The following is an 11,757-nucleotide window of genomic DNA, read 5'->3' as shown; positions in this document are numbered from 1 at the left end:
CGGGGCGACCCGCCCGTCCGGGGCGACCCGCTCGTCCGGGGCGACCCGCTCGTCCGGGGCGACCCGCTCGTCCGGGGCGACCCGCTCGTCCGGGGCGACCCGCTCGTCCGGGGTGACCCAATCGGCCTTTCCGACCAGGTCGCCCCGTCCGACCGGGTCGCCCCGTCCGACCGGGTCGCCCTGTCGGGCCGGGTCGGCCGACGGGCAAGGCCGGCCGGCCTGGCCGGCTCATGCCGGGTCGGATCACCGGCCCGGTCGGCTCACCGGCCCGGTCGGCTCACCGAGCGGGTTCGTCCTCCGGGGAGCCCAGCCAGGCTCGGGCCGCGGCGGTCAGCGCGCTGATGCCGGTGCTCAGTGTCGGCTCGACGACCGGGGCGAAGTGCGGGGAGTGGTTGGAGGGCTGGCCGCGTGCCACCTTCGCCAGGTCCTCGAACGTACGGGCCGAGGCGAAGGCGGTCGGGTCGGCGCCGCCCAGCAGCCAGTAGACGCACGGGGCGCCGGCCGCCTGGGCCAACAGGCCGACGTCCTCGCTGCCGGTGGCCGGGCCGGGATCGACCAGGCGCGAGTCGCCCAGCGCCTCGGTCAGCGCCTGCCGGGTCCGCTCGCAGGCCGCGGGGTCGTTGACCACCGCGGGGAACGACTCGGTGTACGCGATCTCCGGCTCCCGGGGCGCGCCGGAGGCGGCCGCCTCGCCGTGGACGATCCGCTCCACCGCCCGCAGCACGGCCTCGCGCACCCCCGGCTCGTAGGTCCGCACGCTCAGCAGCAGTTCGGCGCGGTCCGGAATGATGTTGGGCTTGGTCCCGGCGTGCAGGGCCCCGACGGTGACGACCGCCGTGGAGGTGCCGGCCACCTCCCGGGAGACGACACCCTGGAGGCGCTGCACCGTCGCGGCGGCCATGAGGACCGGGTCCACGCAGGCCTCCGGCCGGGACCCGTGGCCCCCGCGGCCGTGCAGGACGACGCGCAGCGAGTCGGCCGCGGCGAACGCCGGCCCCGGGTGCAGCCCGACGAAGCCCGCGGGCAGCGGTGACACATGCTGCCCGAGCACGACCTCAGGCCGGCCGAACCGCTCGTACAGCCCGTCGTCGACCATGGCCCGGGCGCCCCCGCCGAGCTCCTCGGCCGGCTGGAAGAGCAGCAGCAGGGTGCCCCGCCACGCATCCCGGTGGGCCGCCAGTTCGGCCGCCGCGCCCAGCAGGCAGGTGACGTGCATGTCATGGCCGCAGGCGTGCATGACGGGCACCTCCCGCCCGTCGGTGTCGGTCGCCCGGGCCGTGCTGGCGTACGGCAGGCCCGTCTGCTCCCGCACCGGCAGGGCGTCCATGTCGGCGCGCACCGCCACCGTGGGCCCCTCGCCGCAGCGCAGGACACCGACCACGCCCGTACCGCCGACTCCGGTGGTCGTCTCGTAGCCCGCGGCGCGCAGCCGCTCGGCGACGATGCGTGCGGTGCGGTGCTCGGCGAAGGCGAGCTCGGGATGGGCGTGCAGGTCGCGGTACACCTCGGCGAGGCCGTCGAGGCCGGGCCGTGGGGACGGTCTGCTGGGCATCGTGCCACCTTCCGATACGGGGTCCGGATCCGGCGGTGCCGCCGGGGCGGGCCATCCGGCTCAACATACCGAGAAGGTGATCTCAGGGCCCTGCCACGACGTGCGGGCCGGGCCGGTTCCTCGTGCGCGCACCGCGACGACGCGGCCGCCGGTGCGGGCCGGGCGCCGTGGGCACGCCCACCCGGCCCGGCCCGGGCCTCACCCGCTCGCTTCGCCCCGGGCCCGGTTCCGGGCCGCCATCACGGCATAGACGACGACGCCCGCGAACAGGAACAGCACGCCCTGGTAGACGGCGGCGTATCCGGCGCCCGCGACGAGCCACATCGAGAAGGCGGCCGCGATCGAGGCGATCACGGCGTCCCGCACCAGCCGTCCCCGGTCGACCATGTCCCGGCGCCCGGCGAGGAGGTGGAACAGCTGCGCCGCCGTGGCCAGCAGGTACGGCACCGTCGCCGTGAACGTGGTGACGAGCACCAGGATCTGGAAGACCTTCGCCGAACCCGAGGTGTAGTTGTAGACGGTGAGCAGCGAGGCGAGGACGACGGTGACGGCCACACCGACGGTCGGAACGCCGCGCCGCCGGCGCGCGAAGGCGGCCGGGAACAGGCCGTCCTGTGCGGCGGCGTACGGGGTCTGGGCGCTCAGCAGCGTCCAGCCGTTGAGGCAGCCGGTCATCGACACCAGCGCGGCGAGCGCGACGGCCCAGCCGCCCCAGGCGCCGCCGAACATGGCGTTCACGGCGTCGGAGAACGGCGCGGTGGACTCCACCAGCCGGCCGTGCGCGACCGTGCCGAAGACCGACAGCGTGCCCAGCAGGTAGACGAGGGCGGCTCCCACGGTGCCGATGACGGTGACGCGGCCCACATTGCGCCGGGGGTCCTTCACCTCCCCCGCGCTGACCGCGGCGGACTCCACACCGAGGTAGGAGAAGAGCAGGATCGCTGCGGAGGCCGACACCGCGCCGACCGCGCTGCCGCCGCCGGCGTTGAACGGGCCGAGGTTGTGCGGGTCGAAGAAGAACAGCCCGCCGACCGCGACGAGCAGCAGGGGCACGAACTTCAGCACGGTGGAGACCAGCTGGACGGCGCCCACGTAGCGGGTGCCCGCGAAGTTGGCGAGCGCCGGCAGCCACTGGAGGACGAGCGCGGCCAGGCACGCGCTCCAGCGGTGGTCGTTCACCGGCACCAGCACGTCGAGGTAGCCGACGGCGGCGACGGCGAGCGCCGCGTTCGACACCCAGGTGGTGATCCAGTACGCCCAGGCGGCCAGGAAGCCGGCGAAGTCGCCGAAGGCCCCGCGGGCGTAGACGTAGGGTCCGCCGGTGCGCGGGTCGCGCTCGGCGAGCCGGCCGAAGACGAGCGCGAGGGTGATCGCGCCGATGGTCAGGACGCCGAAGGCGACCAGGCTGACGGTGCCGTACGGGGCGACGGAGGCCGGGAGCAGGAAGATGCCGCCGCCGATGATGTTGCCCATGACCAGCGCGGTCGCCACGGGCAGACCGAAGCGGCGGGCGTGCCGGTCGCTGTCGCGCGTGCGTGACTCGGTGGTCGAGGGGGCCGCGGGGGTGTCCTGCGGGGCCGGAGCCGACTGTGGGGCGGTCCCGGTGACGTGCATGGGGTGGTTCGCCTCTCTTCGAACTGGTGCCCGGGATCGCCGGACGGACCCCATGGTCCGGCATCGGTCGTCATGGCTCCAAATCACCTCGTTTCGTCCTGTATGAATGGGTGCGGCACCGTAAAACGTGCGCCGCTGGGGGTTTGGAGGCGGGAAATGTCCATGTTGCGGGACCTCGGCCGGTGCGGGCGAGATGCGGGTGCGGTGTGAGGGGGACGCGCTGAGAGCCCGGCGAGGAGAGGCACCGCAGGATGATCTAGCGTGGGCGTTATGTCCGATACGTCGCATGGTGAGCACGGCCGCCCGCCCACCCCGGCCGAGCGCTGGGCCGCCTTCCGGGAGTCGCCCTTCCTGCCCGCGACGGTCCTGACGCTGATCATCGCCGCCGCGGCCGGACTCTTCGCCGGCTCCTACACGTACGCCATGGCCAACCCCACCCCGCACACCATCCCCACCGCGGTCGTCGGCGCCCACGACCAGCCGGGCGCCCGGCGCTTCGTGGCCGGCATGGAGAAGGCCCTGGCCGCCTCGCTGAAGCTACGGCCCTACGACACACTCGCCGCGGCGGAAGAAGCCGTGGACGACCAGAAGGTGTTCGCCGTGCTCGACGTCCCCCGGGCCGCGAACGACGTCACGCTCTACGTGTCCAGCGCCACCGGGGCCACGGTCGCCCAGGTACTGGTGGAGTCGGCGGAGAAGGTCGGCCGCGCCACCGGCGTGCCGGTCGCGATCCGCGACCTCAAGCCCTTGCAGAAGGGCGACCCGCGCGGACTGGCGATCTTCTACATCTCGCTCGCGGCCGTGATCGTCGGCTTCGTCGGGGCCATCCAGCTCAGCGTGCAGGCGTCCGGACTGAACCCGCTCGAGCGCATCGCCTTCACCGTCGTCTACGCCATGCTCGGCGGGTTCGTGATCGCCGCGGTGGTGGACTGGATGCTCGGCGCCCTGGATCTGCCCTTCGTCCAGTCCTGGATGATCCTGGCGCTGACCATGTTCACCTCCGGCATGGTCTTCACGATGTTCAACACCCTGTTCGGGCGCTGGGCCATGATCCCGACATGGGGTCTGATGGTCCTGCTGGGCAACCCCTCCTCGGGCGGCGCGGTCTCCTGGCCGCTGCTGCCCTCCGCGCTCGGCGTCATCGGCCGCTGGCTGCCGCCCGGCGCCTCGGTGAACGCCCAGCACACGGCCGTGTACTTCACCGGGCACCAGCACGCCTTCCCCTTCCTTGTCCTCGCCGTCTGGGCCGTCGTCTCCTGCGCCGTCTTCTGGACCTGGCGGCACCGCCACCCCGGCGGCCGCGAAGTCCGTCCCGCCCACGCCGCCCCCTGACGGCCGTCCATTACCCCGAACGTCATCGATCTCGCACCGTCCCCCGTGCCACGATCGCCGCCGTGAGAAGGCCGAGCGACCGACCGGAGGACACCATGCCCGCCTACGCCATCGCCCACCTGCGCGAGGCCGCCCCGCACCCGGAGATCGCCGAATACATCGAACGCATCACGGACACCTTCGCACCGTACGGCGGCCGTTTCCTCGTGCACGCCACCCAGCACGAGGTGAAGGAGGGCAGCTGGCCCGGACACGTCGTGGTGATCGCCTTCCCCGGGATCGACGAGGCACGGGCCTGGTGGGACTCGCCCGCCTACAGGGAGATCGCACCGCTGCGCTCACGCCACATCGCGGGCGACATCGTCCTCGTCCCGGGCGTCCCCGACGACTACGACCCGGCCACCACCGCGAAGGCGATGCGGGAGTCGCTGCCGCGCGACCGGTGACTGCCGACCGCTCGTTCCGGAGCGTCACCGGGGACGGCGCTGCCGCGTGCCGGGCTCACCGTCCTGACGGGTGCGGCTCGCCGTCATCGGCGGCGGCTGAACGGGCGGAACGCGCCAGCCACTCCTGGTAGGCCGGCGCCTGGCGCGCCACCTCCCAGTAGGCCGCCTCCAACTCCGCGTACGCGCGGTCCAGTTCCGTCTCGCAGCGGGCCGCGAGCAGCAGCCGTACGCCGATCGGGTCACCCTCCAGCGGCCGGACGGCGAGGTCGGGACGCGGGTGCGCGGTGGGCTGGCTGACCGTGACGACCTCGCCGGTGGCGGCCAGGGAGTACGCGGTGAGGTAGTCGCCGTGCAGCAGGTCGGGTTCGAGCCCCGCCGCGCGCAGCACCCGGCACAGACCGTCCCATTCACCGTCGACCGTGGAGTCGACCATCCAGCGCTCGCCGGCGAGGTCGGCCAGCCGCACCTCGCGTCGCGCGGCCGCGGGATGGTCCGCGGCGAGCGTGACGAACTGCGGTTCCCGCTCCACCAGCACCCGCAGGCAGAGCCCGCGCGGGACGCGCAGCGGACTGCCCTCGACCTCGTGCACGAAGGCCATGTCGAGCCGGCCCGCGGCGACCATCCCGAGCAGGGAGTTCGCGGACACGTCCATCTGGAGCGTCGGTTCGATCCCGGGCAGCCGGGCCCGCAGCCGGCGCAGCCAGCCGGGCAGGGCCCGGCTCGCGGTGGCGCCGATGCGCAGCAGGGCCCCGCCGGCGGCGCGTGCCGCCGCCGCCCTGGTCTCGGTGACGATCGCCGCGAACTCGGCGACGAGAGGCCTGGCGCGGCTCAGGACGAGGTGTCCGAGCGGGGTGGGGCGACAACCGGTACGGGCGCGTACGAACAGCTGAGCGCCGAGGGCCTCCTCGATGCGGCGCAACTGGGTGCTCAAGGAGGGCTGGGCCATGCCGAGTTCCCGAGCCGCTTTGTGCAGACTGCCCAGCTCGGCGATGGCGCAGAGCACGCGCAGGTGCCTCACCTCGAGCTCCATGGAGGGAGCGTAGGGCGGATGTGCGGCGCCCCACCAGATGTTCACATCGCGACGAAACCGCACGAGTCGGCCGCCGATAGCCCGGCGCTATCCCCAATTGCCATCATCCCCAGGCTCGTTGGCCTCCCCGAGACTCATGGGCAACCGATCGTTCCACCCCACAGAACGAGAAGGAGCCCCCACATGATCTCGTCCCGCACGGGCGCACGGTCCGCGAAGACCTCCAGGAGACTCGTCGCCCTGGCGCTCGGCCTCGGCCTGGCCTCCGCCGCACTGGGCACCGCGAGCCCGGCGAGCGCCCGCACGGCCGCCCACCCGGCCCCGGCCGGCTCCACCCTCGCCGCCTCCGCCCGCTACGCGGGCTCGGCCGAGGACGCCGCGAACAACAAGGCGTTCTTCGACGCCGTACTGAAGTCGGTCGCCGAGAAGCAGGCCGCCCACCCGAACCTGCAGTCGGTCACCGTCTACTACAACGCCTCACAGGCGCCGAGTTTCCGCTCCCAGATATCGAGCGCCGCCTCCATCTGGAACAGCTCCGTGTCGAACGTGAAGCTCCAGGCGACCTCGTCGGGCGCGGACTTCGCCTACTACGAGGGCAGCGACCCGCGCGGCTCCTACGCCTCCACCGACGGCCACGGCAGCGGGTACATCTTCCTCGACTACACGCAGAACCGGCAGTACGACTCGATCCGCGTCGCCGCCCACGAGACCGGCCATGTGCTGGGTCTGCCCGACCACTACAGCGGCCCGTGCAGCGAGCTGATGTCGGGCGGAGGTCCCGGCCCCTCCTGCACCAACCGCTACCCCAACGCCACCGAGCGCGCCCGCGTCGACCAGCTGTGGGCCTACGGCCTGGCCAAGGCCCTGGCCGCCGTGAACACCAGGCGCTGACGGCGCCCGGAGTGGCGCGGGTGTGATCCGTCCGTTCCGCTGCCACGATGAACCGGGAGAGGACCCCGCACCCGGTTCCGGCAGCGGAACGGAAGAGACACCGCATGACCGATCCAGCAGCGCCCCGGAACGGCCCGAACGGCCCGAACGGCCCGAACGGCCGGAGGGGCCGTACCCCTCGGGCCGCACGCCATCGGTCGCCCCGATGGGTGTCCGCCCTGTCCCTCGGCCGTGCCGTGTGCGTCACGGCCGGGCTGGTCGCCGCGTACTACCTGCTGCCCCTGGACCATCACGACACGGCCGTGACGTCGGCGCTGCTCGCGGGCGGTCTGCTCGCGACCGCGGCGATGTTCGGCTGGGAGGTGGTGGTCGTCGCCCGTTCCCCGTACCCCCGCCTGAAGGCCGTGGAGGCCCTGGCGGCCACGCTGCCGCTGTTCCTGCTGCTCTTCGCCGGCGCCTACTACCTTCTCGACCGTTCCGCCCCCGGCTCCTTCAGCGAGCGGCTGACCAGGACGGACGCCCTGTACTTCGCTCTCACCACGTTCGCCACCGTCGGATACGGCGACATCACCGCCCGGTCCGAGACGGGACGCGTGCTGACGATGTTCCAGATGGCGGGCGGCCTGCTGCTCGTGGGCGTCGCCGCACGCGTGCTGACGGGCGCGATCGAGGCGGGGCTGCGCCAGCGGGACCGGTCGCCCGCCCCGGGCCGCGGCCCGGCCCGGGCCGCGGACGACCAGGAGTGAGAGCCGCGCGTGTACGCCCCTGCGTGTACGCGCGCGGGTCACTACTTGCTGACGGCGAATCGCATCAGGGCGTGCTCGTCACCCTGCTTGATCTTCCCCGTGACATTGATCACCTCGAGCTTCCAGCTGGCGCCGGCGCGCACGGCCTTGGCCACGGCGCAGCCGTTGTCCTGGGTGAGCAGGCTCGGCCAGATGTCGGCGACCTGCTGGGAGCTGCCCCCGGTCGCGTCGTACACCTTGAAGCTGATGTTGCGCGCCTTCTGGAACGAGCTTCCCTTCTTGAAGGCGGCGGCGACGAACACGATCGAGGTGATCTGGGCCGGGATCCGGCCGAACTCGACCGTCACCGTCTCGTCGTCGCCGTCCCCCCGTCCGGTCTGGTTGTCGCCGCTGTGCACCAGCGAGCCGTTGCCCATGGGATCCAGCGAGTCCAGGCCCGCCAGACGCACCGGGTCGGCGCCCTGCATGGCGATGGCGATGAGGTCGAGGTCGGTGCCGGCCTTGCGGCGGAGCATCCCCATCACTCCGCCACTGGCACCGGCGGTGGGGTCCCAGGACACCCCGATGGACAGATGGGTCACACCGTCCAGGTCCGCGGGGCCGTCTTCCTTCGTCAGCGTAATCATGTGTAGATCATCCTCTGGTGAGGGGGTACTCCGACAGCCAAAGTGTGCCTGGAACACACATCGTTGCGCACGACTGGCCTGCTGCTTGCCGTTTCATCCCTGTATGCACCGGATGCGGGACTGCGGCCGGGCCGGCGACGCGTCACCGCCGGCCCGGCCTTCCGGCCTCAGTTCAGCGCGGGCGGCCCGTCCTCGGCGGCCGTCCCCCAGGCGGACGGCCGCGCGCCGACCGTGAAGGCGAGCGACGTCATGTGCCGCAGGGCGTCCGTCGTCAGGTACGTCCGGCCGTACGGGGATCCGTCGACGCGGGCCGACTGGATGTAGCGGTCGCCGTCCGACGTGCCCGGCGCCGTGATGGTGAGCGAGCCGCGCGGGTAGTAGCGCCGGTCCAGGGTCAGGTCGACCCGTTCGAAGACCGGGGTGGACAGGCCCCAGGTGTCGTAGCCGGGCTGCACCGGGAAGACGCCGATCGACGACAGCACGTTCCAGGCGGACATGGTGCCCAGGTCGTCGTTGCCGGTCATGCCGGTCGGGGTGTCCGTGAACAGGGTCAGCGCCGCGTGCACCACGTCGGTGGTCTTCCACGGCTGACCGGTCGACAGATAGGTGTAGGGCGCGATGAGGTCGGGCTCGTTCTGCGGGTTGTACTTGTCCGCGTTGTAGTAGTCGTACGGGCCGTTCACCCAGACCTCGCGGGCGGTCTTCGCGGGGTCCTGGAGGAGCTGGTCGTAGGCGAAGAAGGAGTCCAGCCGGTCGTCGGCCGCCTGCTTGCCGCCGATCAGGGAGACCATGCCCGGCAGGTCCTGCGGCACGAGCCACTGGTACTGCCAGGACGTGCCCTCGTGGAAGCCCTCGCTCTGCGCCGGGTCCGCCGGTCCGGTGAAGGCGCCGGAGGCGTCCCGGGCGCGGAAGAAGCCGGTCGAGGGGTCGAAGATCTTCCGGTAGTTCTGGGCGCGGGCGGCGTAGCGGGCGGCGTCGGCGTCGTGGCCGAGGTCGCGGGCCATCTCGGCGAGCATGGCGTCCGAGAGGGCGTACTCCAGGGTCGCGGACGCGCCGTGGTCGTAGTCGGAGTCGCCCGGCTTGGCGTGCGGGCGGCCCTTGATGTACGGCGCGAAACCGTCCGCGATGTACTCCTTGTTCGCCTCGCGGCCCACGGCCGGGGAGTCGGAGGGCGGCACACCGTCGGCGTTCTTCTTCAGCGCGCGGTACGCCCGCTCCTCCCAGCCCTTGAGCAGGCCCTGCTGGTAGGCGTTGGTGAGGAACGGCGTGACGGGGTCGCCGGTCATGATGTTCGTCTCGACCGTGCCGTAGCCCCACTTGGGCAGCCAGCCGCTCTCCTCGTCGATCCTGATGACGGAGATCGCCATGTCCCGGGCCTCACGCGGCGCGAGCAGCGACAGCAGCTGGGACTGGGTGCGGTAGGTGTCCCACAGCGACCAGTTCTGGTAGTACGTGAAGCCCGTCGCCCGGTGGATCCGCTGGTCCCAGCCGGTGTAGCGGCCGTCCACGTCGCTGCCGATGTTCGGCGCGAGGAACGACCGGTACAGGGACGAGTAGAAGGTGCGGCGCAGGGTGTCGCCGCCGCCCTGGACGCGCACGTCGTCGAGCCGCTCCTCCCAGGCCCGCCGTGCGGCGTCGCGGACCTGGTCGAAGGAACGGCCGCCCTCGGCCCGGAGGTTCAGGCCCGCGCCGTGGGCGTCGACGTACGACAGGGCCGTCGTCGCCTCGACGGTACGGTCCTTGGTGGTGTCGAAACGGACGTAGGCGCCGCCCGTGCCGGTCTTCGCGCCGGAGGTGACCGTGGAGCCGTCCCAGGTGCCGTAGGCGGTGAACGGGCGGTCGAAGCGGGTGATCGTGTAGACGGTGTAGGGCTTGGTGTCCTGGCAGAAGCCGCTGCCGGTGATCGCGGTGCGCACCGTCCGGTTGTCGAGCACCTCGACCTTGGTGGACACCGTCCGGTGCAGCGACTGCCCCGCGTTCAGCAGCACATTGGCCTTGTCGGTGGCGGGGAAGGTGTAGCGCTGCACGCCCGTGCGCGCCGTCGCGGTCAGCTCGGCCTCGACGCCGGTCCCGAGCCCCACCTTGTAGTAGCCGGGGCTCGCCTGTTCGTCGTCGTGGCTGAACTCGGCCTGGTACTTGGCGTAGTCGGTCTCGGTGACGTCACCCGTGGTCGGCAGCACCGGCAGGTCGCCGCCCAGGCCGCAGCCGACGCCGGAGAGATGGACCAGCGAGAAGCCGCGGATGTGGTTCTGCGCGTAGTCGTAGCCGGTGTTGTGGCCGGTGTCCGGCGAGAACTGCACCATCCCGAAGGGCACGGCCGCACCGGGGTAGGTGTTGCCTTCGTTCTGCGTCCCGATGAACGGGTTGACGAGATCGGTGAGGCGGCCGTCCGGGGCGGTGGCCGCGGCCGCCCGAGCGGTGGGCGACGCGGTCAGGGCGGCGCCGAGGAGCGCGACTGCCGCGGCCACCGTTCCCGCGCCGCGTATGCGCTGGGTCCATCTCATGGGCGTGGGCCCTCCCGAGAAGACGTGGACAACGTTGTCAAAACGGACCGCCTCATTCTTGGCGCCGTATGTGTGCCCGTCAAGAGTGGGCGCGCGGGCCGCAGTTGCGCCGCGCCGTCCGGCCGAATGAGTCGCCGTCGGTCAACTCGGGCCGCTAGGTTGCCTGTTGAGCGATCACCGGTCTGACCTGGAGGGCGTCACGTGACCGAGAGCCCCGGCTTCGACGAGCTGAGCAAGAGGATCAAGACGGACCAGCCGCACACGGCCCGCATCTGGAACTACTGGCTGGGCGGCAAGGACAACTACGCGGTCGACCAGCGGGCGGGGGACGAGATCCGCCGGCTGCACCCCGGGATCGGTGAGTACGCGCAGGCCGACCGGCGGTTCCTCGGGCGGGCGGTGCGCCACCTCGCCGGCGAGACGGGCATCCGGCAGTTCCTCGACATCGGCACCGGGCTGCCCACCGCGGACAACACCCACGAGGTCGCCCAGCGCATCGCGCCCGAGTCCCGCGTCGTCTACGTCGACAACGACCCGATCGTCCTCGCCCACGCCGCGGCCCTGCTCGCCGGCAGCCCCGAGGGCCGCACCGACTACCTCGACGAGGACCTGCGCAACGTCGACTCGATCCTGGAACAGGCCGGGCGCGTCCTGGACCTGACCGAGCCCGTGGCGCTGATGCTGCTCGGCGTCGTCATCTTCGTGGAGGACGACCAGGAGGCGTACGGGATCGTGCGCCGCCTCATGGACGCGCTGCCGAAGGGCAGTCACCTGGTGCTGTCGCACACCGTGACCCGGCCGGACATGCCCGACGTCGACGCCGCCGTCGCCTTCTGGAACGAGCACGGCACACCGAGACTGACCCAGCGCACTCCCGGCGCCGTCGCCCGGTTCTTCGACGGGCTGGAACTGCTCGCGCCCGGTGTGGTCTCCTGCAACCGCTGGCGCCCCGACACCGACGGGCCCGAACCGCCCGAGGTCGCCATGTTCGGCGGGGTCGGCCGCAAGAACTGAGG

10 protein-coding genes are annotated in these 11,757 nt (G+C 72.3%); 5 read left to right on the top strand and 5 right to left on the bottom strand.

Features of this window, described 5'->3' with window-relative positions; all coding sequences use genetic code 11:
* Positions 1 to 277: 277 nt before the first annotated feature.
* Both ABZ484_RS22610 and ABZ484_RS22605 read right to left on the bottom strand, forming a co-directional pair.
* Positions 278 to 1,552: an amidohydrolase gene (locus ABZ484_RS22610; RefSeq protein ID WP_358867714.1), complete on the bottom strand. Its 1,275-nt coding sequence runs from the start codon at positions 1,550 to 1,552 to the stop codon at positions 278 to 280.
* Positions 1,553 to 1,750: 198 nt separating this feature from the next.
* On the bottom strand, positions 1,751 to 3,166 hold the full coding sequence (locus tag ABZ484_RS22605) for an amino acid permease (protein ID WP_358867713.1): 1,416 nt from the start codon (positions 3,164 to 3,166) through the stop codon (positions 1,751 to 1,753).
* 270 nt (positions 3,167 to 3,436) lie between these two features.
* On the opposite strand from ABZ484_RS22605, the gene ABZ484_RS22600 reads away from it, so the two are divergent.
* Together ABZ484_RS22600 and ABZ484_RS22595 are read left to right on the top strand one after the other, a co-directional pair.
* The gene (locus ABZ484_RS22600) at positions 3,437 to 4,498 is read left to right on the top strand and encodes an ABC transporter permease (RefSeq protein ID WP_358867712.1); all 1,062 of its coding nucleotides are present in this window, start codon (positions 3,437 to 3,439) and stop codon (positions 4,496 to 4,498) included.
* Between the two features lie 95 nt (positions 4,499 to 4,593).
* On the top strand, positions 4,594 to 4,944 hold the full coding sequence (locus tag ABZ484_RS22595; RefSeq protein WP_358867731.1) for a DUF1330 domain-containing protein: 351 nt from the start codon (positions 4,594 to 4,596) through the stop codon (positions 4,942 to 4,944).
* A gap of 55 nt (positions 4,945 to 4,999) precedes the next feature.
* Here ABZ484_RS22595 and ABZ484_RS22590 read toward each other — a convergent pair whose 3' ends face one another.
* Complete coding sequence (locus tag ABZ484_RS22590) at positions 5,000 to 5,974, bottom strand: LysR family transcriptional regulator (protein ID WP_358867711.1); 975 nt, start codon at positions 5,972 to 5,974, stop codon at positions 5,000 to 5,002.
* Between the two features lie 183 nt (positions 5,975 to 6,157).
* On the opposite strand from ABZ484_RS22590, the gene snpA reads away from it, so the two are divergent.
* Together snpA and ABZ484_RS22580 are read left to right on the top strand one after the other, a co-directional pair.
* Positions 6,158 to 6,865, top strand: coding sequence for a snapalysin (gene snpA / locus ABZ484_RS22585; RefSeq protein ID WP_358867710.1), 708 nt, complete (start codon positions 6,158 to 6,160; stop codon positions 6,863 to 6,865).
* 209 nt (positions 6,866 to 7,074) lie between these two features.
* Positions 7,075 to 7,611: a potassium channel family protein gene (locus ABZ484_RS22580; protein ID WP_358867709.1), complete on the top strand. Its 537-nt coding sequence runs from the start codon at positions 7,075 to 7,077 to the stop codon at positions 7,609 to 7,611.
* A 41-nt stretch (positions 7,612 to 7,652) separates the two neighbouring features.
* Here the strand turns inward: ABZ484_RS22580 and ABZ484_RS22575 are convergent, their stop codons facing one another.
* Complete coding sequence (locus ABZ484_RS22575) at positions 7,653 to 8,237, bottom strand: TerD family protein (RefSeq protein WP_358867708.1); 585 nt, start codon at positions 8,235 to 8,237, stop codon at positions 7,653 to 7,655.
* A 167-nt stretch (positions 8,238 to 8,404) separates the two neighbouring features.
* Positions 8,405 to 10,741 (bottom strand): GH92 family glycosyl hydrolase, encoded by a 2,337-nt coding sequence (locus ABZ484_RS22570; RefSeq protein ID WP_358867707.1) that lies wholly within the window; start codon positions 10,739 to 10,741, stop codon positions 8,405 to 8,407.
* Between the two features lie 201 nt (positions 10,742 to 10,942).
* Between ABZ484_RS22570 and ABZ484_RS22565 the strand changes: the two genes are divergently transcribed.
* Complete coding sequence (locus ABZ484_RS22565; RefSeq protein WP_358867706.1) at positions 10,943 to 11,755, top strand: SAM-dependent methyltransferase; 813 nt, start codon at positions 10,943 to 10,945, stop codon at positions 11,753 to 11,755.
* Positions 11,756 to 11,757 lie beyond the last annotated feature (2 nt).

Origin of the sequence: Streptomyces sp. NPDC006393, from assembly GCF_040628575.1 — a bacterium.
Lineage (GTDB): Bacteria > Actinomycetota > Actinomycetes > Streptomycetales > Streptomycetaceae > Streptomyces.
This window is presented reverse-complemented; position numbering and strand designations above follow the sequence as displayed.